We start from the raw sequence: 21,080 nt of genomic DNA on the forward strand, positions 1-21,080 counted from the left end.
TACCCGGCTTACGGGGTAACAACCGTGCGAGGCAGAATAAATTCAACATCAGAATTCTGGATAGCGCCCATCAAGCTACTGATAACCGCTTCAATAGAAGCCTCTTCATATAGAATTGCGTAAAGGCCTCTTACCAGAGGCATATGAATGCCAATCGCTTCTGATTTTTCACGAACCAGTTTCAGAGTATAAATTCCCTCCGCAACCTGCCCCAGCTCCTTAGCGGCTTCTTCCAGCTTCTTGCCATGCCCCACCGCACATCCAATCCGGAAGTTCCGGCTTTTGCTTGAGGTGCAAGTGGCAATTAAGTCCCCTACGCCAGCCAGCCCCATGAAGGTCATTGGGTTAGCGCCGAGGCTCACCGCAAACCGGCTCATTTCCGCGAGCCCACGGGTTATCAGCATGGCCTTGGCGTTCTCACCCAGCCCTTGGGCTGAAGCCAGGCCGGCAACTATGGCGTAGATATTTTTCAGAGCACCAGCGAGTTCAACGCCATATACATCAACGTTGGCGTATACACGGAAATATTCGCAACCCAAAAGCTCCTGAACCGCATGACGAACCTCTGGATCTTTGGCGGCAATAACGGTTGCTGTCAGCTCTCGGTTAACGATCTCACCTGCCAGGTTCGGGCCACTGAGAACACCGGAGCGACAGCGTGGAATTTCTTCGAGCAGTATTTCACTCATCAGCTTGAAACCGTGCTCTTCAATACCTTTGGTCAGGCTGACAACTATTTGACCGTCTTTGAAAGATGCACTGTTATCCCGGATAACGGAGCGAAAGGCCTTGGATGGAATAGCAACCAGGACAACCTCGGCGCTATCAACTGCTTCGGCAAGGTTGGTAGTTGGACGAATGTCGCCCTCAAGGACTATGCCCGGCATGTAGCGAGCGTTGATGCGAGTTGTGCGAATTTCCTCAACTTGTTGCTCATCGCGCATCCAAAAATGCACGGTATGGCCATTCTCACCAAGTACCTTGGCCATAGCCGTTCCAAAGCTGCCACCGCCGAGCACAGTTACATTCTGTGAACTAGCCAGTTCTTTCACGGGCGTTGGATTTTCTGCCATATCTTTTCCGTTAGTTGATGTTGGGCACTGCCATAGATGGGGCTGGCTTATCAGCCAGGCTCTTCACATTCGAGGGCGCGCACAAGATTCTTGAATTCTTCCCGGTTTTTGCTGTTCATCCCCATCAAAACCTTATGGGCGTCCAGCACTTTCTCACGAACCTGTTGCTCGCTGGCTTTCAGAACGGGAATTTCTTCGAGGTCTTCAATTCGGGATGCGGGCTCACGGACAATAATGAAAATCTTGTCAAAGCCCATGGAGGTAATAATGCGGGTGACATCGGGGTTAGTAGAAATCAGTGTCGGTAAGAAGTGACTCTGCTTATGAGCCGCCAATGCAATCTTGGCAAGCAACCCTAGCGTAGTACTGTCGACAATTTCTGTTTCAGTAAGATCGATAACAACGGTTTTGAAATCAGGATCCCGCGTTATGGACTCAACAAGATTATCCAGCGTCGAACACAGGTTCAGCCGGATTTCTCCAATAAACTTCAGGACATAAATTCCCTGCTTATCTGCTTGCAGGATCTTGTAGCCAGCCATTTTTTTCACATTGCCACTAAGTCGACGACGTTTTATCTGACCCATTTAACTGGTCAGTTACCGATACTATCGCTATATCGTCAGGCAAGTCTGAGATTGTACATAACCCCAAGGCTTTGCTCAGCGATGCGATAGTGTGACTACCTCCTGAAACGAGTTCAAGTAGTGTCCTCTCCTTTTCATCCAGAGACTTCTCGGAAATCACCTCCAGAATACCGTCTGAAAACAGCAACAGCCGGAACGGGCGGTCCAGCCTGACCTGATATAACTCCCATTCCGGATCTTCAAAAAGACCAACCGGCAGGCCGCTTCCTTCAAGAAACCGAGTCTCACCGTCAAGAAAAGAAAGAATCGGCATTGGGAAGTGCGCACCCACCGCATAACTTAACATTCGCTCAGAGAGCGAAATAATGCCAACAAATACTGTAACGTGTTTACCTAGCCCGGTATCCATTAATTCCGAGTTAATGCGCTCAAGAAAACGTTCCGGGTGAAGAATGTCATCGCTGGACTGGCGACGGAAATTACGCTTCAGGCGATTGGTCAGGTTTTTCAACAGCACAGTGACGAAGGCTGAGCTGGCTCCATGGCCAGACACATCTGCGATATACACCAGCACTTTGTCTTCCGACAGGCGAAAATAGTCCAGAAAGTCACCACTCAGGTAAAGTGATGGTTTGATCAGATGGTCCACGTGAAGGCCACACAGCTCAAGTTCGTGATCCGGAAGCATCTTGAGCTGTACTTTCCGGCCGGCGTTCTGGTCTGCTCTCAGCTCAGCAATACCACTACGCAGATCGACGTTCGTTTCTTCGAGTTCTTGCCGGTAGAGTTTGTTCAGGCGGTTAACGCGAATCCGGTCAAATAATTTTTTAACGACATCATCCAGCGCTTCTTTGTCAGTATTGCAGGGTTTGAGGACTACGTCTGCTGCACCGGCACGAAGAAGCTGGACAACCACGGCACTGGAAGAACTGTTGGTACAGGCAACAATGGGAGTAAACCGCTGGGCGTCGTCCAGGTAAACCGACAAGTCCCGAATGACATCCGGTGCAAGGTCAGCAAAGATAACATCAGGAATGTTTTCGCTGAAAAGAGTGCGCGCAGCACTTAAATCCGAGCACCCCGTCACGTAGAAGCCTCTGGCATCCAGGTAACTGGTCAGGTCCGCTCGGGCTTGTTCATCGGCGTCAATAATCAGTATGCGCTCGGTGCGCGAAGTCATGTTGTTTGCCCTAAACTACCAGCGGTAAAAGAAAAACAGGCTTTATAAAGCCTATTCTGGCATGCCCTTGTGATATAACAAGGGCAGACTGGCTTTTTTGGGAGATTTGCAACGATGCGACGTGCCGTCAATGACCTGCTCGGTGCTTACGACAAACTGATTATGGACCCTGTGCACGGTGGAATCCCCCTGTACAGGCATGAGATACAGGTTATTGATCACCCTCTGTTTCAAAGGCTAAGAAATATCTGCCAGAACGATATTCTGAGCCTGGTGTTCCCGGGCGCAACGCACTCCCGCTTCCTCCACAGTATTGGCGTGATGCATGTGGGCACTCGCATGTTTCGCTCGATGATCGACGCTTACCTTCGGGAACGCCAGCTCAGCGAGCGAATGGAGCTCAGCCTGAGCCAGCTGGATGCGATTGACTACCTTGTTAAAATTATTCGCTTAGGGTGCTTGTTACACGACAGTGGCCACTCAAGCTTTTCTCACCAATTTACCCAGGCTCAACGAATTCGGGAGCTGATGTCTCGCCCTCAACGTTTTCGGGATCTCTGGCAGGGTGAGGATTACACCCGCTATCATCCGGTAGAGCCCGGAGAGCTGGAGCATGAACATTATTCCGTACGGGTGGCCCATGAGGTGCTCTCTTCGATAGATCTGGATAACGCAGGCCTGTATTCCGAAGATATTATTGGCATCATGGAAACAACGCAGGTAACGCCCAGCAGTACTTTCTGCCGCCACGCATGTACATTCTGGGATTTCATCGCCGGCGACAAAGCTGTATCCGGTTCCCTCACCAGAGAAAACGTCCCTGCCCTTGTCATGGGCCTTCTGTCTTCTATCGTTTCCGGAGAGATTGATGCAGACCGGGCGGACTACATGCTCCGGGACGGATTTCACAGTTCTGTCACCATTGGCGGCTTTAACCTGGATCACCTGCTAAGCAACCTCCGTTTTGGCTGGGATGTGTCTGAACCCTGGATGGGCCTGGCGATTACTCAAAAAGGCCTGGGCGCGCTGGAGGACTTCGTTTACAGCCGGTATCAGATGTACCGGAAAGTTTATGGCCACAAAACCGCGCTCGGTTTTGACTGGCTTTTGCGGGAAGCCATAAATGAAGTTCTGGAGGATGCTGAGAGTTTTGAGTGGATTGATACCTGCCTGAGCGACATGACCTTTTTTGCGGAGCTGACCGATAACTTCTTCTGGGAAGCCTTCCGGAAAGTTGCCCGAAGGCAGCCGAAGAGTTACTCCTTCTGCATTGTGAATCGCGTAAAACTAAGCCACCTTGATACTCGGGAGAACATGAGCAAACCTGAGATCCATAATCACAGTCATTGGCTGGCCGGTGAGCTCGGGATGGACGCCGATAACGTGGTGACATGCTCTATGCGAGCACGTTTCTCGAACATTCAGGACAACTTCAATGGTATTAAGGTGCTCGTTAAGAATCCGATCACCCGAGAGCGTTCACTTCGCAAGATCACCGATGTCAGCGCGTTCTTCTCCAAATTTTCAGACGGCACCATCACCCACTTTTACAGACGCCCGGAAGTCGCCTCCAACACGGCTCCGGATATTACTGAATAGCACATATAAAGGATCTGTCAGCCTGCCCCTGTGTACCAATCGTACGCTACACAGAGTGTAATCATGACATTTCTTAAGGTGCGTCGGCGTCCACACAGCAACACTGTGACTGTGTGGTAAACTCCGTGAAAACCCATTCGGAGACCCCGCAGCCATGATGTTCGTGTCGTTCAACGTCAACAGTATCCGCACCCGCCTGCACCAGCTTGAGGCTGTGATTGAGCAGCTTAATCCCGATTTTATCGGGCTTCAGGAAACCAAGGTCAGGGATGAGGAATTTCCGGAGGAAGCCATTCGGAAACTGGGTTACCACGTTCACTTTCATGGTCAGAAAACCCATTACGGTGTTGCACTGTTATCAAAACAGGCACCAGATAAAGTGGATAAGGGCTACCCTACAGATACCGACGAGGCTCAGCGCCGCCTGATTACCGGTCATTTCACCGTCAACGGGGAGCCTTTAACTGTTATAAATGGCTATTTTCCCCAAGGTGAAAGCCGGGATCATCCTGTCAAATTCCCGGCCAAACAAAAGTTTTACGCCGACCTGATGGCCCTGCTCGACGACCTGAACAAACGCCCCGGACATATTGTTGTGATGGGCGACATGAATATTTCCCCAACAGACCGTGATATTGGTATCGGCCCGGAAAACGCAAAGCGCTGGCTGCGCTCCGGTAAATGCAGTTTCCTGCCAGAAGAGAGGGAATGGTTAAGCCAGGTTGAAGCCCGGGGGTTTACTGATGTTTACCGACACCTTCACCCAGATGAGTCTGATACGTTTAGCTGGTTCGATTACCGGAGTAAAGGCTTCGAACGGGAACCCAAGCGCGGCCTCCGGATTGACCTGGTTATGGCCAATGACAGCCTGCTGGCCAAGGCTAAAGATGCGGGTGTCTCCTATGAAGTTCGCGCAATGGAGCGGCCTTCTGATCATTGCCCCGTTTGGGCCAGCTTCGACCTGTGACGGGCCACTAAAACCTTTATGAAAAAAATAAAAACCAGGGATCGGATCCTCGACATCAGCCTGCAACTGTTCAACAGTCACGGCGAGCCTAATGTCACTACCTTGCTTATTTCTGACGAGCTGGATATCAGCCCGGGTAATCTCTATTACCATTTCAAAAGCAAGGGAGATATTGTTGAAGAGCTGTTTGACAGCTATGAAGCGGACATGCTGGATCTGCTAGAGGTGCCAGAAGATGCCGATGTTCCGCTGGATCAATTCAGCTTCTTCCTGCACCTTCTTTTTGAGACGGTCGCACGTTATCGGTTCATGTATCAGGATCTGGTGAATGTGCTCTCGCGTTACAGCCAGCTACAGGTACGCTTTCGCCGTATTTTGAAAAAAAAGAACCAGGCCTTTCATTATTTGTGCGAAAGCTTCAGGCGGCAGAACATTATGGAGGTGGAGGCTGCAGAGCTTGAATCGGTGTGCCAGCAACTCACCCTGACGGTCTGTTACTGGAGCAGTTTTGACACTCTATCTCATTTGGATGACCGGGAATCCGTAGACCCAGGCAAAGGGGTGTACCAGACGCTGCATCTGATACTTCCCTATCTGGCTGAGGAGGCAAAGGAGCAGATCAGGCTGACCAGCGAAGCTTATCTTTAAAGATCACTCTTCACTGTCGCTATCGAATGAGCCGCCATGTCGTAGTTTGGCGAGTTCACTTTCCAGAAGTTCGATACGGCGTTCTAAAGCTTCAACATCTTCATTACGGTAAATACCCAGCCTACGCAAGGCGCCCGAAACTCGTTGATCAAACATATGTTCAAGCTTATCCCAGGTACCGGTGGCACGCTCACGCACTTCACCGACTCTATCTTCTACCGTTCGGATTTGTTTGCCGACCACACCCCGGGTTTTCGATTCGAGCTGTTCGCCTTCCTGCACCAACCGATCAAAGAATTTGCCGGCGTCTTCCTCGGCTTTGGTATAGGCTCCAAGCCCAGCGAGCCAGATTTGCCGGGCAGAATCCTTGATTTTCCCTGGCAGTTGCGGATCATGCTCGGGAATTTGATCGTCTTGTTCAGACATGAATACCTCTTAGGGGCGAGCCGTGGAATTGATTTCCTATTGTATTACAGACATTCCATGATTTCAGTGTTTAAGCTTTCACGACTGAAACCCGCTTGGTTAGAGGCCGCAGTATAAACACCGGCGGCATATGAAAAAATGTTTTCAAACAAAAAGGCTTCAAACTTGAGTTGTTTAAAATATGGTCAATACTTCCCGATACCGGTGTCCCCGTTGATGCCGGTTTGTCTGGAAGTCCTTCATGGATACTACTCGCACGCCTCTGCCCGGCATCCCATGCCGGGCTTTTTTTGTCGTTATTACCTGTTATTATATGCTTATTCCCTTAAAATAATTTCCATGGAGCTTTTGTATGATTGATATTGCCTGGAGCCAGTTCACACCGGGTACCGCTCTTGCCGGCGGCCTTCTGATAGGTATCTCCGCCGCCAGTTTTCTTTTACTAAACGGCCGCATTGCAGGGATCAGCGGGATCCTCGGCGGGCTACTTACGCCGATGCGCAACGACATTATCTGGCGAGTAGCCTTTCTTGCCGGCCTGATCGGCGCTCCCATAATCTGGCAGCTCTTTGCTGACCTGCCAGCAATCGAGATCAACGCAGGTTATCCTGCAATCATCATGGCCGGCCTGCTGGTAGGCCTGGGTACCCGTTATGCCTCCGGCTGTACCAGCGGTCATGGCGTGTGCGGATTATCCCGGTTGTCATTGCGTTCACTGGTCGCCACTTTGAGCTTTATGGCCACAGGTTTTCTGACCGTTTTTGTTATTCGCCATCTTATTGGAGCCTGATGTCATGAAATATACTCTTACGTCTCTTTTCGCGGGCTTTCTATTCGGGCTGGGCCTGATTATTTCCGGCATGGCGAACCCGGAGAAGGTTCTTGGCTTTCTCGATATTGCCGGGCTCTGGGACCCGTCGCTCGCTTTCGTAATGGGTGGCGCAATCATTGTCGGTCTTATTAGCTTTACCTTTGCGAAAAAGCGCACCCTTTCTTTTCTCGGCTTCGACATGAAAATGCCGACTAAAACGAAGGTGGACAAGCGTATCGTTTTCGGCAGCATGATGTTTGGTATTGGCTGGGGAATTGCCGGCTTCTGCCCTGGCCCTGGCCTTGTTGCCTTTGGTGCAGGCGAAATTAAAGGTGTAGTCTTTGTCGCCTCTATGGTGGCAGGTATGATGTTGTTTGAAATTATCGAGCGGAAGCGGGCACGATCAGCCTGATTAACACCACTCTGCTCACCCCATCCGACCCTCGGAGAACTTCAGTGGATATCAGAAAAATCGACGAAGACATTTCAGTAGCGCCACAAATCGCTCTGGAAGATGTGGCCGAAATTGCTCGCCTTGGTTTTAAAACGCTTGTTGCCAATCGCCCAGACGGCGAAGAGCTTGGTCAGCCAGCCATGACCGAGATCAAAGCCGCTGCGACAGAACATGGTTTAAAGTGGATTTACCAGCCTGTTATTTCAGGTAATGTGACAGATCATGATGTTGATCAGTTTGCGGCGATGTTCCGTGATGCAGACAAACCTGTACTCGCTTTTTGTCGCTCTGGCACGCGCTCTACCATATTATGGGCGCTTAGCTCTGCCCGGGTTCAAGAGCCCCAGGACGTACTTTCCAAAGCTCACCATGCTGGCTATGACATCACCGGATTGATAGGCCGCATGTTGCAGCAGCACAAGCAAAGTTAAAACCCAACAACCGGATAGCTTTAATGCCATACAAAGGGACTGAAAACTTCAGCCACAGTCAGGCCGAGCGCCTGGGAGTTCTTGTCACCAACCTCGGCACTCCGGATGCTCCAACCCCATCGGCGTTGCGCAGGTATCTGGCTGAATTCTTATGGGACCCCAGGGTTGTTGAGGTTCCTCGCCCCATCTGGTGGCTCGTGTTACACGGCATTATTCTGCGCATCCGGCCCAAGAGAAGCGCAAAAGCCTACGCCGGAGTCTGGCAACCAGAAGGCTCTCCCCTTCTGGTGCATACCGCCAGGCAGGCTGAAGGCATCCGTGAGAGACTGCAGGCCCGCTACGGAAGCAACGTGGTTGTAGGCTTTGCCATGCGTTATGGCAACCCCTCGATTACCCGGGTTCTGGACGAAATGCAGCAACAGGGCGTTACCAGATTACTGGTACTTCCCCTCTACCCGCAATATTCAGCGTCTACTTCTGCTTCGACGTTTGATGCTATTTCAAAAGACTTTGCAAGCCGTCGCTGGTTACCGGATTTTCGCTTCATTACTCATTACCACGATTACCCGGCGTACATCGAGGCAATGGCGAAGCACATTGAGACTTACTGGGCTGAAAATGGCCGCAAGCAAAAGCTTGTTCTTTCCTACCACGGCATTCCTTTGAAGTATCTGCTGAAAGGTGATCCGTACCATTGTGAATGCTACAAGACTTCACGGTTACTGGCAGAGCGACTTGGGTTGGGAACCGATGAGTACATGACCACCTTTCAGTCTCGCTTCGGGCGTGAAGAATGGTTAAAACCATACACCGATCACACACTCAAGGCCCTACCTGGTCAGGGTGTAAAAACCATCGATGTATTTTGTCCTGGCTTTTCTGCAGATTGTCTGGAAACCATTGAGGAAATTAACGAAGAGAATCGCGATTACTTTATTGAGGCTGGTGGGGAAGACTTCGGGTACATACCCTGCTTAAACTCTACGCCCGGGCACATCGATGCACTTGTGCAGCTTGTAGAAGAAAATCTGAAAGGATGGGTGATACCAGTCAACAATAGTGAACAGCTTGAATCCAGAGCCAGAATGGCCGAGGCCCGTAAACAGGCCAGCTACCCCGGCCGCTCCGATATCTGATCTGTCTGGTAATAATGAATCCGCCTGTTACTGCCCCTCTTCGGGGCGGTGGCAAGGCGTTATTCTGGCTTCTTTTACTTCTCCCTTATGTTCTGCATCAGGCACAGCCTGACAAAACGTACACTCTTCCGTATCAACCGCAGCACCGCCCGTTTCTACATAACGCACACGATGACTTGCCTGCCCTCGATTGGCAGAGACTGAAAAACGCCGGTCTTTACGATCGCTGTCTTCTGGAATTTCGTTATTCTGCGCCATAGCTCATCCCGCATGATCAGAATTCAACATGAACAGAGTACAGTGTAAGGGATATGCCGTTGTAATTCGAAGAGAGCTTAGTCAGATTGACTGAAGGAATACTGGAGGGTGTTGACTTGAAAAGAAAATGGCGGTGGGCCAGGGATTCGAACCCCGGGAAGGCTACTAACCTTCGGCGGTTTTCAAGACCGCTGCATTCGGCCACTCTGCCAGCCCACCGCATCTTTTCTCGCCGTCATGTCGACAGCGGTGTGCATGATACCGGAATCCCCTATTCTGTCAACGGCCTGTATGGAATTCATTAAAAATTTGATGATTTTTTTTAGATCTTGCTCATCCTGTGAGCAATCACCGCCAGATAAACTATGTGTAATGAAATTCTCCGCGGTGTTTATTGTCGTAAATGATTGAAAGTTACGTATACACCATTATTATGGACATAAGGTTTAGAGGGGTGTGAACGAAGCAACCGCAACGTCATGACCCCGCCGTTTGATAAATCCGGAGAATAGAATGAATAACAGGCAATACAACGTTCAGAACCAGGGCGGCGTTCAGGTGGCCCGCGGTTCCGCAACAGGCGCTATCAGCCCTGAAGCGACCAAGGTTCTACGTAACACCTACACTCTTTTGGCAATGACCCTGCTGTTCAGCGCTGTCATGGCTGGCGTTTCCATGAGCATCGGCCTTGGCCAAGGCGCAAGTCTGGTGTGCAGTCTTGGCGCACTCGCTCTGGTGTGGCTGGTTCTGCCAAGAACCGCTAACAGCGCTGCGGGTATTGGTGTCGTGTTCGCCTTTACAGGCCTTCTGGGCCTATCACTTGGCCCAATCCTGATGTACTACCTGCAGTTCGCTAACGGCAGCCAGATTGTCATGCAGGCGCTGGGTGGAACTTCAATCGTTTTCTTTGGTTTGTCTGGCTACGTTCTGACAACCAAGAAAGATTTCAGCTTCATGCGAGGTATGCTGGTCGCCGGAATGATGGTTGTGATCGTTGGCATGCTCGGCGCCCTCGTCGCAAGTCTGTTTGGCGTTCAGGTGACAGCGTTCAGTCTGGCCATGAGCGCTGCAATCGTGCTGCTGATGTCCGGCTTCATCCTTTACGATACCAGTCGCATCGTTAACGGTGGTGAAACCAACTACATCATGGCTACAACCGGCCTGTATCTGAACATCTACAACCTGTTCGTAAGCCTGCTGCACTTGATTGGCGCGTTCTCAGGCGACGACTGATTCAGTTATCTGACTCAGACTGGAGAAACCCCGGCCTTTGCCGGGGTTTCTGCTTTAGGTACACTCTTAAATCGCACCTCTTTACGATCAGAACCGAAACATGCCGAACTCTGTTGTCTACACGCTCGTCATCACAGCTGCCCCCTGGGTGTCCCAGGCTCCCCAGACAGCATTGATGTTTGCCAGAGAAGTTCTCCTGGCCGGGCATCACATTGATCGCGTCTTTCTTTATGGAGAGGGGGTTCATCTCGCGTCCAGCCTTTCCACCCCTCCCTCCGATGAGGTGAACTGGTCAAAAGAGTGGTCACAGTTTCTCAACCAGCACAAGATTCCTGCCACTGTATGCATTGCGTCTGCTTTGCGCCGGGGAATAATTGATGAAACAGAACAATCACGATATGAACTCGCGGCAAACAATCTCCGGATGCCCTTTGAAATTGCGGGGCTTGGTGAATGGGTAGAGAGCAACCTGAGCTCTGACCGAGTTATCTATTTCCACGGAGCAAGCTGACGATGACCACTCTCATTATTGTAGACCAGCCACCCTATGGTTCCTGGGCCGGACGTGAAGCGCTTGATATGGTTTTTTCACTGGCGGCCTTCGACCAGCCTTCCGCTCTGCTTTTTATTGGTCCAGGCGTAAACTGGCTCCGCACCCATCAAACTCCTGCAGAGCTGGGGCAGAAATCCGCTGAGAAAAATCTGTCGGCAGCCTCACTGTTTGGGGTTGAAAGTATTTTTGCGGATCAATCAGCGTGTGAACAGTACCGGGTGACTCAAGAGCGCATGCTTCCGGGCGTAGCCCTGACAAGCAATATTCAAAAAATCCTGAATGCCCACAACCGCGTTGCATTTGCAGGCTAAAGAACCAATACCATGACCAACAACCACCATAATTCTGGCACCCTGCATATTCTGAACAAAGCTCCGGAGCATCCAAGATTTGCGGCTTGCCTGGAGGCACTTTCACCAAGCGATACGTTAGTGTTGATCGAAAATGCCGTGCTGGCCTGTGCCAGCGTACCCCTACCGGATCAGAGCCTGGCACTCACAGCGGATATAAAAGCAAGGGGGCTTACAGCGAGTTGCGAAGGCATTCAGACGATTGGTTATGGAGATCTGGTTCAATTGACTGAAACACACACAAAGATTATTAGTTGGTAAAACATGAATACCGTCGCCATCCCCGAACGCAATAATGAAGGTTTTCTGGAAGATGCTAGCCGCTGGTCTCAAAAGGTCGCGGTATTAATCGCCAATGAAGATGGCATAAAGTTAAATGAAAAACACTGGGAAATCATAGAGTTTTTAAGGTGTTTTTATAAAGAACATGAAATGTCCCCCCCCTCAAATCGACTTTTCGTAAAAGCCGTGAAGGAGTCTCTGGGAGAGGAAAAAGGAAACAGTATCTATTTGATGCAATTATTTCCGGGCACGCCTGCCAAGACTGCCTGCAAGATTGCCGGCCTGCCAAGGCCAACAAACTGCCTCTGATAAGCCCGGTCGTCACGAGCAGCCCCACACCAGCCTCCATGGCTACAACCCGAAAGACGCCAGGGAAAAATGATTGACAGCGACGAATTGCATCAAACCAGCAACAGCACCAAACGCACCGCCTACCATCATTAGCATTAATTCCTCTTCCCGGAAGGCCGGACGGAGAATGTCCTGAAATTCTTCAGGGCGCAGAGCTTTCATCTGTTGCGCCAGCACGGCGGCCACCACCGGTGCCCTTTCTCTGTTGAAATCCGGGTCGGCAAACACATCCTGAGTCGCCCCCACAGCCTTATCATTCATTGCCCGTTTCAAATCGGCATACCCTGTCACACCCACGCTCACCTGTGCCGCCAGCTTCAAAACAACAGACTCATCCAGCATTGGTCGTAAGTGTTTCTGGAGAATAGCTCTGGTACGAGCCCCTTGATCACCGTGAATCATGGCACTGGCTACCTTTTCAACAGTCATCAATTCATCAGCCACCAAACGAGCCCAAACTTCACTGATTTCATCCTGACGACGAAGAAACAACCCCTGAATCTTCCAAAAAAAGAAACGGCGTGGTCTTAACGGTGAAAATATCAGATGTATAGCCAGCCAGTTGGTGAGGAACCCCACCAGAAATCCACCCAGCGGCAAGGCCCAAACCACTGGATACCAAAGCCAAAGTGGCGCCAATAAGCCCCCAAGAATACCGCCAATCACGGCACCGCGATTAATCACGGATTGCAATTCTACTGAACCGGCTTGTTTAAAGATTCGGTTCATAAGGTCGGGATGATGCTGCAATTCCTGGCTTAACAGCGCCTTGAGATCAACCAGACTGTCAAGATCATCCCCGATATCCTCAACCAACTCTTCAATCCGTGAAGGCAGCTGCTCCCTTGCCCACTTATAAATTCTGGCTCGCACAAATAACGGCAGGTTATCCCACAATACGGGCTGAACTTCGTACATTATCTCATCGATGTACTCATCCATTCTGGGAACAACCTGAGCCACCACCTGCTGCACAATCAGCTGCGGCTCGAGCTTCTGGTAAACCAAGTTGAGATCGCCAAAGTGTTGCAGTGTCTGGTCTATACAGATATGCGCCATCTTCTCAGTCTTGCGGGGAATCACTCCCTGCCAGCCAATAACGCCAAAACCAACAAACTGAAGAGGATAGAAAGACATGTGTATGGCCAGCCAGTTTGTAAACCAGCCAACCAGCGCAGCCACTACAGGCACTGATATAAGAGCAATGTCAGACAAGTGCTACCCCACCATAAACCCGCGAGCTTGCAGATTCCCATCATTTCACCCGGCACAATTGCCACGTAAAACATCCATTTTTTGAGAGGAATAATGACGCAACAGAGAAAAGCAGGCATTGGCCGTGTTGCCGGAAAAAACGGGTGTCTTCGGCAGGCAACCGGAGGTAACCCCGGTTCCTGCTCAGGAAAAGAAAGGAATTACTGGTAGTAAGCGTTTTCGGTCTGAGTGTGATCAGTCACATCACGCACGGCGGTGATTTCAGGGACACGCTCTTTCAAGGTTTTCTCAACACCCTGCTTCAATGTAAGACTTACTGCAGAGCACCCCTGGCAACCACCCCCGAATCGTAGCACGGCAACAGATTCTTCAACGATCTCCACCAGCGAGACATCACCACCATGAGTGGCCAGATTAGGGTTGATCTCAGACGCCAACACGTATTTTACGCGTTCTGGCAGAGGCGCATCGTCAGACACCTGGGGCACTTTGGCGTTCGGAGCCTTGATCGTCAGCTGGCCACCCATCTGGTCTTTGGAATAGTCAACGTAGGCATCTTCCAGAAAGGGTATCGAGTTGTGATCCAGATACAGCATGAACTTTTCCAGATCTTTCACTTCGTCTGTGGGTACCACTTCATTCGGCGGACAATAGGCCAGACAGGTCTCCGCATTCCGTGTGCCGGGCTGGGTTACGAAAATGCGGACACCCATACCCTCGACATCCTGCTTCTCAATAAGGCTTGCGAGATAGTCTCGTGCGGAATCAGTCACAGTTACCAGAGCCATGGTTCCTACCTGTTTTCAAATGTGGTTTCTATTTTAAGAGACTTCGACGAAACTTGAAAGACCAAGTAAAACAGTCGGGCATTATGAAGGTAATGAATTTCCCGTATAATGCCAGTTACAACCACCTCATTTTCAGTCACTTGATAATGATCATCTGTACTAAGACGTACTGCTGCAATTTTGTTATGATCCCGCGCCATTGACTGTATTACGACGTTATTCACGACTTCCGGAAGATTTCCCTATGACCGATCGCAACAGCCGTCTGGAACAGCTTCACCTCGCCCTCAAGCAACGCATACTTATTCTTGACGGCGCGATGGGCACCATGATCCAGAACCAAAAACTGGACGAAGCCGCTTTCCGAGGTGATCGGTTCAGGGATTTTGATCGAGAAGTTCAGGGTAACAACGACCTGCTTAACCTGACTCAGCCTGCCCTGCTACGCAATATCCATGCAGAATATCTGGATGCCGGCGCGGACATTATTGAAACTAACACATTCAACTCAACCCAGCTGTCTCAGGCAGACTACGGCATGGAATCGCTGGCCCGGGAACTTAATGTCGCCTCGGCACAGCTGGCACGACAGGTTGCCGACGAATATACCGCAAAAAACCCAGATAAACCCCGTTTCGTTGCAGGTGCCGTAGGCCCTACTTCACGCACAGCCTCACTATCGCCGGATGTAAACAACCCGGGATTCCGGAATGTAGACTTCCAGACACTGGTAGACAACTATTACGAAGCCGTCTCCGGTCTTGTAGAAGGTGGGGCAGACATCATCCTGATCGAAACTATTTTCGATACCCTTAACGCCAAGGCCGCAATCTACGCTACCCAGCAGTTCTTTGAAGACAGCGGAATTGAATTGCCAATCATGATCTCTGGCACCATAACCGATGCTTCTGGCCGGACACTGTCCGGACAAACCACCGAGGCCTTCTACAATTCGGTCGCCCACGCCAAACCTATTTCCATCGGCCTGAACTGTGCTTTGGGCGCTGACGCCTTGCGCCCATATGTGGAAGAGTTGTCCAATAAAGCAGAAACCTATGTTTCTGCCCACCCTAATGCTGGTCTGCCCAATGAGTTTGGCGAGTATGACCAGACACCGGAAGAGATGGCTGAGATAATTGAAGGTTTTGCCCGTGATGGTTTCCTGAATATTATCGGTGGCTGCTGCGGTTCCCGCCCGGAACATATTGAAGCCATCGCCAGAGCCGTTGCCAAATATCCGGCTCGAAAAATCCCGGTTCGCCCTGTGGCCCTGCGCCTGGCGGGCCTTGAACCGTTTACTGGTGACGAGAACACCCTGTTCATCAATGTCGGTGAGCGTACCAACGTTACCGGCTCAAAGCGTTTTCTGCGCCTGATTAAAGAAGAACAGTACGAAGAAGCCCTGAGCGTTGCCCGCGAACAAGTTGAGAACGGTGCTCAGATCATCGATATCAATATGGATGAGGGCATGCTGGACTCCAGGGAGGTCATGATTACCTTCCTGAATCTGGTGGCGTCCGAGCCAGATATTTCACGCGTCCCTTTAATGATCGACTCTTCGAAGTGGGACGTTATCGAAGCCGGCTTGCGCTGCATTCAAGGCAAAGCTGTAGTGAACTCCATCAGCCTGAAAGAAGGTGAAGAAGCCTTCATTAAACGGGCCCGTGACTGCATGCGCTATGGTGCAGCAGTTGTGGTGATGGCGTTTGATGAAGACGGCCAGGCTGACACTTTCGAACGTAAAACACAGATTTGTAAACGCTCCTATGATGTACTGATGAGCATTGGCTTCAACCCGGGCGACATTATTTTTGACCCAAACATTTTTGCCATTGCTACAGGCATTGAAGAACACAACAACTACGCTGTGGACTTTATAAATGCCACACGCTGGATTCGTGAACATCTGCCCCATGCATCTATCTCCGGCGGCGTAAGTAATGTGTCGTTCTCCTTCCGCGGCAACGACGCCGTGCGTGAAGCCATTCATTCAGTATTCCTGTATCACGCCATCAAAGCCGGTATGAACATGGGTATCGTGAATCCCGGTCAGTTGGTGATTTACGATGAGATAGAACCGGAACTGAAAGAACTGGTTGAGGATGTTGTACTCAACCGCCATGAAGATGCCACCGATCGCCTATTGGACATTGCGGAGCGCTTTAAGGGAAAAGGCGGAAAAACCCAGGAAGAAGATCTTGCATGGCGCGAATGGCCAGTGAACAAAAGGCTTGAGCACTCCCTGGTTAAAGGTATTACAAACTTCATCATTGAAGATACCGAAGAGTGCCGTCAGCAAGCAGAGCGCCCTATTCACGTGATTGAAGGCCCTCTGATGGAAGGCATGAACGTGGTTGGTGACCTGTTCGGTGACGGCAAAATGTTCCTGCCTCAGGTCGTTAAAAGCGCCCGCGTCATGAAGCAGGCGGTAGCCCACTTAATTCCGTACATCGAAGCAGAAAAGTCTGAAGACCAGCAGGCCAAGGGTAAAATCCTGATGGCCACCGTTAAAGGCGATGTTCACGATATTGGCAAGAACATTGTTGGCGTGGTGTTGCAATGCAATAACTACGAAGTCATCGACCTGGGTGTGATGGTGCCTTGTGACAAAATCCTTGCAGCTGCTAAAGAGCACAATGTTGACATTATTGGCCTGAGCGGCCTGATTACCCCTTCGCTGGATGAAATGGTCCATGTGGCTCGTGAAATGCAGCGTCTGGACTTTCATATACCGTTGATGATTGGTGGCGCAACCACTTCTAAAGCCCACACAGCGGTCAAAATCGAACCCCACTACAAGAATGACATTGCGTTGTATGTGTCTGACGCTTCACGCTGCGTAAACGTTGCTTCGCAATTGCTGAGCAAAACGGCCAAGCAGGCACATGTGGAGGCCGCCCGCAAAGAATACGAAGAAATTCGTGAACGTCGCAAGAATCGTGGCGACCGCACCAAGCTTGTATCGCTCAGCGAAGCGCGAGATCGTGCGCCAGACATAAGCTTTGAGGATTACGAACCTCCTCGGCCATCCTTTACCGGTGTTCGCGTGTTCGACAACTACGACCTGAGCGAATTAATCGATTACATTGACTGGACACCGTTTTTTATCTCCTGGGACATCTCTGGCAAATATCCGGCGATTTTCGACGACCCCAAACGGGGTGAAGCTGCACGAAATCTGTTTGACGATGCCCAGGTAATTCTCAACCGGATGATCAATGAAAAACGGATTACTGCTCGTGCGGTCATTGGATTCTGGCCGGCGAATCGCAGGGGTGATGATATCGTTGTCTTTACTGATGATTCCCGGACTGAAGAGCTGACCACCCTGCATCACCTGCGCCAGCAAGATGAGAAAGCTCCGGGCAAGGCCATGATGGCGCTGTCAGATTTCGTTGCTCCGGAAGAGTCACACAAGCGGGATTACGTAGGCGGTTTCGCTGTTACCACGGGCATTGGTGCGGAAGAGTTTTCCCAGGAGTTCAAAGATAAACATGATGACTACAACGCCATCATGGTCAAAGCCTTAGCCGACCGCCTCGCCGAAGCACTGGCCGAGCGCATGCACGAACGCGTTCGGAAAGAGTTCTGGGGTTATGCCTCCGAAGAAGAACTTCAGAACGAAGACCTGGTCAAAGAGCGTTATCGTGGCATACGGCCAGCTCCGGGTTACCCGGCCTGCCCGGACCACACGGAAAAGGCGACTCTGTTCAAAATGCTGGATGCCACTGCCAACATTGACCTTGTACTGACTGAACATTTTGCCATGTTCCCGACTGCGGCAGTGTCTGGCTGGTACTTCGCTCACCCGGAATCCAAATATTTTGCGGTCGGCAAAATTGGCGTGGACCAGGTTGAAGACTATGCTGAACGTAAAGGCATATCTAAAACTGAAGCAGAACGCTGGCTAATGCCCAGCCTGGCGTACGATCCTGCCGAATAGACCAGGACTTACAACATGAAAGACGTTGCTCAAAACAAGAATAAAGACAACGAACAAAAAACGCCCGGCTCACCGGGCGTTCTGAAAATAATGCAAAGTATTCTGGCAGGCGCTCTAGGCGTTCAGTCAGACAAACGTCGGCAGGAAGATTTCGCAAGCCACAGCCCCGCCCCCTACATTATCGCGGGGTTGCTATTCACTGCAGCCTTTGTGGGAGGGCTGATAATCGTGGTCAATCTGGTATTGCCCGGTCAGTAGTATCATTACTGGCCGGACACCCATAACACCGCAAATGCCACCACCAGAAATACCAGCACTACTGCCGCCATCGAATCCACAACACTATCTGAATGATCCGCTTGTTTCATAAAACACCTTCCTGATCAGGTTTCATTGAGTTACCGGTGTACTCATGAAATTAAAGCAGAGAATTGACATCCGTCCAGTTCCCGCCGCGCCTACTTATCACTTAAATCGATAATGATATTTTGAAATAATCGTTTTGAGAATAAAAACCCACTGGTATCCTTCATCTCAGGAATAAGGCGCAATCAATACGACTTATGCCAAACTTATGCGATTTTTGATGTTAGCAGGCAGGACGTTCCACTATGTACGTTTACGATGAACACGACCGGCAGATAGCCACAGAGCGCGTTGCCCAATTCCGGGACCAGACTGAGCGTGCCCTTGCGGGTGAACTATCAGAAGAAGAATTTCTTCCCCTTCGTTTGCAAAACGGTCTTTATGTCCAGCGTCTTGCGCCCATGCTGCGTATTTGTGTGCCTTACGGCATGCTCCGCTCAGAGCAGCTGCGCCGTTTGGCCAGAATTACCCGTGATTACGACAAAGGCTACGCCCATATCACGACACGGACCAATATTCAGCTTAACTGGCCTCGCATTGAGGACGTCCCCGACATCCTTGCTGAATTGGCCGAAGTGGAAATGCATGCAAACCAGACCAGCGGCAATTGCATCCGGAACACCACCACCGATCAGTATTCCGGAGTTCAGAAAGATGAACTTGCAGACCCTCGCCCTTATTGTGAAATCATTCGGCAATGGTCTACATTCCACCCGGAATTTGCCTTCCTGCCACGCAAATTCAAGATTGCAGTGAACGCATCAAAGAACACAGACCGTGCCGCAATTCAAGTTCACGACATTGGGCTACAGATCATCAAAAACGACGAGGGAGAGCTAGGCTTCCGCGTTCACGTAGGCGGCGGCCTGGGCCGCACGCCTATGGTTGGCCCTGTCATCCGCGAATTCCTGCACGAGCTCGATCTTCTGACATACCTGGAGGCTGTTGTCCGGGTATACAACCGTTATGGCCGGCGTGACAACAAGTTTAAGGCTCGCATCAAAATTCTTGTTAAAGCCCTGGGCCCGGAAGCTTTTGCTGAAAAAGTAGAAGCCGAGTGGGAGCAAATAAAAAACTCCCCTACCCGCCTGACACGCAAAGAAATCGAACGAGTACAAAGTTACTTCACAGAGCCTGCCTATGAGACTCTTGATGATGCAACTGAGGCACTGAGCCAGCTCCGGTTTGAGAACAAGAAGTTCGACAACTGGCTGACCCATAACGTACATGAACACAAGAAGTCCGGTTACGCCATAGTGACACTGACGTTGAAACGCACTGGCACGCCCCCGGGAGATTTAACAGACCGCCAGCTTGAACAGATCGCAGATCTTGCAGACGAGTACAGTTTTGGCGAGGCCCGTGCAACGCATGAGCAAAACGTTGTACTGGCCGATGTGCGTCAGGATCGGCTGTTTGAACTTTGGCAGGCTATTAGCGGGATGGGCTTTGCTACCGCTAATCTTAATATGCTGACCGACATCATCTGCTGCCCTGGCGGGGATTACTGTGCTTTAGCAAACGCCAAATCAATTCCTGTTGCCGATGCTATTCAGCGTCAATTTGACGATCTTGATTACCTCTATGACCTTGGCCCGATAGACCTGAATATTTCAGGCTGCATGAATGCCTGTGGCCACCACCACGTAGGTCATATTGGTGTGCTGGGTGTTGATAAAAAAGGCGCTGAGTTTTATCAGGTGAGCCTTGGCGGCTCCTCTCACCATGATGCCAATATCGGTAAGATTCTCGGGCCGTCTTTTGCCCGGGAGGATATGCCTCGGGTAATTTCTAAGATTATTGACGTGTTTGTTGAAAACCGAACTGAGGAAGAGACTTTCCTGGATACTTATCGCCGGGTTGGTCTGGATCCATTCAAGGAGCGGGTTTATGCCTGATGTTATCGCCGTTGACGGCACTGTTCATAACGATGATTGGGTAGTGGTTGCCCGCCCAGCGGATGGTGATTCCCTGGAACTTCCAGAGGGCCAGCCCGCCTTGATTCCTGCAGACCTGTGGCTTGCTGGCTATGAGCAATACGTCGGCCGTGCCGATATCGGAGCCTGGTTCGACAGCCATGATGAACCTGAATTACTTGAGGGGAAAGTTAATGAGCTACCGTTGATTGCCGTGAACTTTCCCCGTTTTGTGGATGGTCGCGGTTACAGTATCGGACGTTTGCTCCGGCAGAGATTCGGGTATACCGGCGAGCTTCGGGCCGTGGGTGATGTTTTGCTGGATCAGCTTCAGTTTATGAAGCGCTGTGGATTTGACTCGTACGTGCTTCGGGCAGACAAAGATATCTCTAAAGCAGCCCGGTGTTTAAACTTCTTCTCTGAAACCTATCAGGCCGCTGTAGATAACACCGAGCCCCTGTTCCGGCGCCGGGCCTCTTAATCCAGTTCAACGTGAGCAGGTGCTAACGCCTG

23 protein-coding genes and 1 tRNA gene are annotated in these 21,080 nt (G+C 50.7%); 16 read left to right on the forward strand and 8 right to left on the reverse strand.

The window, feature by feature from the left end:
- Positions 1–8: 8 nt before the first annotated feature.
- The 3 genes from ABYA77_RS06325 to ABYA77_RS06335 form a co-directional block, all read right to left on the reverse strand.
- Positions 9–1,043, reverse strand: a complete 1,035-nt coding sequence (locus ABYA77_RS06325; RefSeq protein ID WP_372965161.1) for an NAD(P)H-dependent glycerol-3-phosphate dehydrogenase — start codon at positions 1,041–1,043, stop codon at positions 9–11.
- Positions 1,044–1,123: 80 nt separating this feature from the next.
- The gene (locus tag ABYA77_RS06330; RefSeq protein ID WP_372965110.1) at positions 1,124–1,615 is read right to left on the reverse strand and encodes an STAS domain-containing protein; all 492 of its coding nucleotides are present in this window, start codon (positions 1,613–1,615) and stop codon (positions 1,124–1,126) included.
- 16 nt (positions 1,616–1,631) lie between these two features.
- Positions 1,632–2,840 carry a PP2C family protein-serine/threonine phosphatase gene (locus tag ABYA77_RS06335; protein WP_372965111.1) on the reverse strand — a complete coding sequence of 403 codons (1,209 nt, stop codon included), beginning with the start codon at positions 2,838–2,840 and terminating at the stop codon, positions 1,632–1,634.
- 114 nt (positions 2,841–2,954) lie between these two features.
- Here ABYA77_RS06335 and ABYA77_RS06340 point away from each other — a divergent pair, with 114 nt between their 5' ends.
- The 3 genes from ABYA77_RS06340 to ABYA77_RS06350 all read left to right on the forward strand — a co-directional run bounded on the left by ABYA77_RS06340 (position 2,955) and on the right by ABYA77_RS06350 (position 6,054).
- Entirely contained in the window at positions 2,955–4,439 is a 1,485-nt protein-coding gene (locus ABYA77_RS06340; RefSeq protein ID WP_372965112.1) for an HD domain-containing protein, read from the forward strand.
- A gap of 154 nt (positions 4,440–4,593) precedes the next feature.
- Entirely contained in the window at positions 4,594–5,406 is an 813-nt protein-coding gene (gene xthA / locus ABYA77_RS06345) for an exodeoxyribonuclease III (protein WP_372965113.1), read from the forward strand.
- A gap of 18 nt (positions 5,407–5,424) precedes the next feature.
- Positions 5,425–6,054 carry a TetR/AcrR family transcriptional regulator gene (locus ABYA77_RS06350; protein WP_372965114.1) on the forward strand — a complete coding sequence of 210 codons (630 nt, stop codon included), beginning with the start codon at positions 5,425–5,427 and terminating at the stop codon, positions 6,052–6,054.
- Positions 6,055–6,057: 3 nt separating this feature from the next.
- Here the strand turns inward: ABYA77_RS06350 and ABYA77_RS06355 are convergent, their stop codons facing one another.
- Entirely contained in the window at positions 6,058–6,480 is a 423-nt protein-coding gene (locus ABYA77_RS06355; protein ID WP_372965115.1) for a phasin family protein, read from the reverse strand.
- Between the two features lie 352 nt (positions 6,481–6,832).
- Between ABYA77_RS06355 and ABYA77_RS06360 the strand changes: the two genes are divergently transcribed.
- The 4 genes from ABYA77_RS06360 to hemH are packed head-to-tail and all read left to right on the forward strand — an operon-like array spanning position 6,833 to position 9,312.
- Entirely contained in the window at positions 6,833–7,270 is a 438-nt protein-coding gene (locus tag ABYA77_RS06360; protein ID WP_372965116.1) for a YeeE/YedE family protein, read from the forward strand.
- A gap of 4 nt (positions 7,271–7,274) precedes the next feature.
- Positions 7,275–7,703, forward strand: a complete 429-nt coding sequence (locus tag ABYA77_RS06365) for a DUF6691 family protein (RefSeq protein WP_372965117.1) — start codon at positions 7,275–7,277, stop codon at positions 7,701–7,703.
- Between the two features lie 44 nt (positions 7,704–7,747).
- Positions 7,748–8,176 carry a TIGR01244 family sulfur transferase gene (locus tag ABYA77_RS06370; protein ID WP_372965118.1) on the forward strand — a complete coding sequence of 143 codons (429 nt, stop codon included), beginning with the start codon at positions 7,748–7,750 and terminating at the stop codon, positions 8,174–8,176.
- A 23-nt stretch (positions 8,177–8,199) separates the two neighbouring features.
- Positions 8,200–9,312, forward strand: coding sequence for a ferrochelatase (hemH, locus tag ABYA77_RS06375; protein ID WP_372965119.1), 1,113 nt, complete (start codon positions 8,200–8,202; stop codon positions 9,310–9,312).
- Between the two features lie 27 nt (positions 9,313–9,339).
- On the opposite strand, the gene ABYA77_RS06380 is transcribed toward hemH, so the two are convergent.
- Positions 9,340–9,570, reverse strand: a complete 231-nt coding sequence (locus ABYA77_RS06380; RefSeq protein ID WP_372965120.1) for a hypothetical protein — start codon at positions 9,568–9,570, stop codon at positions 9,340–9,342.
- Between the two features lie 128 nt (positions 9,571–9,698).
- Positions 9,699–9,789 (reverse strand) — tRNA-Ser (locus ABYA77_RS06385).
- Positions 9,790–10,083: 294 nt separating this feature from the next.
- On the opposite strand from ABYA77_RS06385, the gene ABYA77_RS06390 reads away from it, so the two are divergent.
- From ABYA77_RS06390 to ABYA77_RS06410, 5 genes are all read left to right on the forward strand, one after another.
- The gene (locus tag ABYA77_RS06390) at positions 10,084–10,803 is read left to right on the forward strand and encodes a Bax inhibitor-1/YccA family protein (RefSeq protein WP_372965121.1); all 720 of its coding nucleotides are present in this window, start codon (positions 10,084–10,086) and stop codon (positions 10,801–10,803) included.
- A gap of 100 nt (positions 10,804–10,903) precedes the next feature.
- Positions 10,904–11,314: a sulfurtransferase complex subunit TusD gene (gene tusD, locus ABYA77_RS06395; protein WP_372965122.1), complete on the forward strand. Its 411-nt coding sequence runs from the start codon at positions 10,904–10,906 to the stop codon at positions 11,312–11,314.
- Between the two features lie 2 nt (positions 11,315–11,316).
- Complete coding sequence (locus ABYA77_RS06400; protein WP_372965123.1) at positions 11,317–11,667, forward strand: DsrE family protein; 351 nt, start codon at positions 11,317–11,319, stop codon at positions 11,665–11,667.
- A gap of 12 nt (positions 11,668–11,679) precedes the next feature.
- Positions 11,680–11,967, forward strand: coding sequence for a sulfurtransferase complex subunit TusB (gene tusB, locus ABYA77_RS06405; protein WP_372965124.1), 288 nt, complete (start codon positions 11,680–11,682; stop codon positions 11,965–11,967).
- Between the two features lie 3 nt (positions 11,968–11,970).
- Positions 11,971–12,297, forward strand: a complete 327-nt coding sequence (locus tag ABYA77_RS06410) for a TusE/DsrC/DsvC family sulfur relay protein (protein WP_372965125.1) — start codon at positions 11,971–11,973, stop codon at positions 12,295–12,297.
- A gap of 42 nt (positions 12,298–12,339) precedes the next feature.
- Here ABYA77_RS06410 and ABYA77_RS06415 read toward each other — a convergent pair whose 3' ends face one another.
- The gene (locus ABYA77_RS06415) at positions 12,340–13,554 is read right to left on the reverse strand and encodes a hypothetical protein (RefSeq protein WP_372965126.1); all 1,215 of its coding nucleotides are present in this window, start codon (positions 13,552–13,554) and stop codon (positions 12,340–12,342) included.
- A 200-nt stretch (positions 13,555–13,754) separates the two neighbouring features.
- On the reverse strand, positions 13,755–14,342 hold the full coding sequence (gene nfuA / locus ABYA77_RS06420) for a Fe-S biogenesis protein NfuA (protein WP_372965127.1): 588 nt from the start codon (positions 14,340–14,342) through the stop codon (positions 13,755–13,757).
- 244 nt (positions 14,343–14,586) lie between these two features.
- On the opposite strand from nfuA, the gene metH reads away from it, so the two are divergent.
- The 4 genes from metH to ABYA77_RS06440 all read left to right on the forward strand — a co-directional run bounded on the left by metH (position 14,587) and on the right by ABYA77_RS06440 (position 21,048).
- Positions 14,587–18,285, forward strand: a complete 3,699-nt coding sequence (gene metH / locus ABYA77_RS06425; protein ID WP_372965128.1) for a methionine synthase — start codon at positions 14,587–14,589, stop codon at positions 18,283–18,285.
- 15 nt (positions 18,286–18,300) lie between these two features.
- On the forward strand, positions 18,301–18,543 hold the full coding sequence (locus ABYA77_RS06430) for a DUF2970 domain-containing protein (protein WP_372965129.1): 243 nt from the start codon (positions 18,301–18,303) through the stop codon (positions 18,541–18,543).
- Between the two features lie 353 nt (positions 18,544–18,896).
- Complete coding sequence (locus tag ABYA77_RS06435) at positions 18,897–20,549, forward strand: nitrite/sulfite reductase (RefSeq protein ID WP_372965130.1); 1,653 nt, start codon at positions 18,897–18,899, stop codon at positions 20,547–20,549.
- Positions 20,542–21,048, forward strand: coding sequence for a DUF934 domain-containing protein (locus ABYA77_RS06440; RefSeq protein WP_372965131.1), 507 nt, complete (start codon positions 20,542–20,544; stop codon positions 21,046–21,048). The genes ABYA77_RS06435 and ABYA77_RS06440 overlap by 8 nt, the downstream gene beginning before the upstream one ends.
- Positions 21,049–21,080: the final 32 nt, after the last annotated feature.

The organism is Marinobacter sp., assembly GCF_041595835.1.
Lineage (GTDB): Bacteria > Pseudomonadota > Gammaproteobacteria > Pseudomonadales > Oleiphilaceae > Marinobacter.

Excerpts from the sequence above, each read along its gene's own strand:
- ABYA77_RS06330 (WP_372965110.1), bottom strand. The coding sequence starts at position 1,615 with ATGGCTGGCTACAAGATCCTGCAAGCAGATAAGCAGGGAATTTATGTC.
- ABYA77_RS06335 (WP_372965111.1), bottom strand. The coding sequence starts at position 2,840 with ATGACTTCGCGCACCGAGCGCATACTGATTATTGACGCCGATGAACAA.
- ABYA77_RS06340 (WP_372965112.1), top strand. The coding sequence starts at position 2,955 with ATGCGACGTGCCGTCAATGACCTGCTCGGTGCTTACGACAAACTGATT.
- xthA (WP_372965113.1), top strand. The coding sequence starts at position 4,594 with ATGATGTTCGTGTCGTTCAACGTCAACAGTATCCGCACCCGCCTGCAC.
- ABYA77_RS06350 (WP_372965114.1), top strand. The coding sequence starts at position 5,425 with ATGAAAAAAATAAAAACCAGGGATCGGATCCTCGACATCAGCCTGCAA.
- ABYA77_RS06355 (WP_372965115.1), bottom strand. The coding sequence starts at position 6,480 with ATGTCTGAACAAGACGATCAAATTCCCGAGCATGATCCGCAACTGCCA.
- ABYA77_RS06360 (WP_372965116.1), top strand. The coding sequence starts at position 6,833 with ATGATTGATATTGCCTGGAGCCAGTTCACACCGGGTACCGCTCTTGCC.
- ABYA77_RS06365 (WP_372965117.1), top strand. The coding sequence starts at position 7,275 with ATGAAATATACTCTTACGTCTCTTTTCGCGGGCTTTCTATTCGGGCTG.
- hemH (WP_372965119.1), top strand. The coding sequence starts at position 8,200 with ATGCCATACAAAGGGACTGAAAACTTCAGCCACAGTCAGGCCGAGCGC.
- ABYA77_RS06380 (WP_372965120.1), bottom strand. The coding sequence starts at position 9,570 with ATGGCGCAGAATAACGAAATTCCAGAAGACAGCGATCGTAAAGACCGG.
- ABYA77_RS06390 (WP_372965121.1), top strand. The coding sequence starts at position 10,084 with ATGAATAACAGGCAATACAACGTTCAGAACCAGGGCGGCGTTCAGGTG.
- tusD (WP_372965122.1), top strand. The coding sequence starts at position 10,904 with ATGCCGAACTCTGTTGTCTACACGCTCGTCATCACAGCTGCCCCCTGG.
- ABYA77_RS06400 (WP_372965123.1), top strand. The coding sequence starts at position 11,317 with ATGACCACTCTCATTATTGTAGACCAGCCACCCTATGGTTCCTGGGCC.
- tusB (WP_372965124.1), top strand. The coding sequence starts at position 11,680 with ATGACCAACAACCACCATAATTCTGGCACCCTGCATATTCTGAACAAA.
- ABYA77_RS06410 (WP_372965125.1), top strand. The coding sequence starts at position 11,971 with ATGAATACCGTCGCCATCCCCGAACGCAATAATGAAGGTTTTCTGGAA.
- nfuA (WP_372965127.1), bottom strand. The coding sequence starts at position 14,342 with ATGGCTCTGGTAACTGTGACTGATTCCGCACGAGACTATCTCGCAAGC.
- metH (WP_372965128.1), top strand. The coding sequence starts at position 14,587 with ATGACCGATCGCAACAGCCGTCTGGAACAGCTTCACCTCGCCCTCAAG.
- ABYA77_RS06430 (WP_372965129.1), top strand. The coding sequence starts at position 18,301 with ATGAAAGACGTTGCTCAAAACAAGAATAAAGACAACGAACAAAAAACG.
- ABYA77_RS06435 (WP_372965130.1), top strand. The coding sequence starts at position 18,897 with ATGTACGTTTACGATGAACACGACCGGCAGATAGCCACAGAGCGCGTT.
- ABYA77_RS06440 (WP_372965131.1), top strand. The coding sequence starts at position 20,542 with ATGCCTGATGTTATCGCCGTTGACGGCACTGTTCATAACGATGATTGG.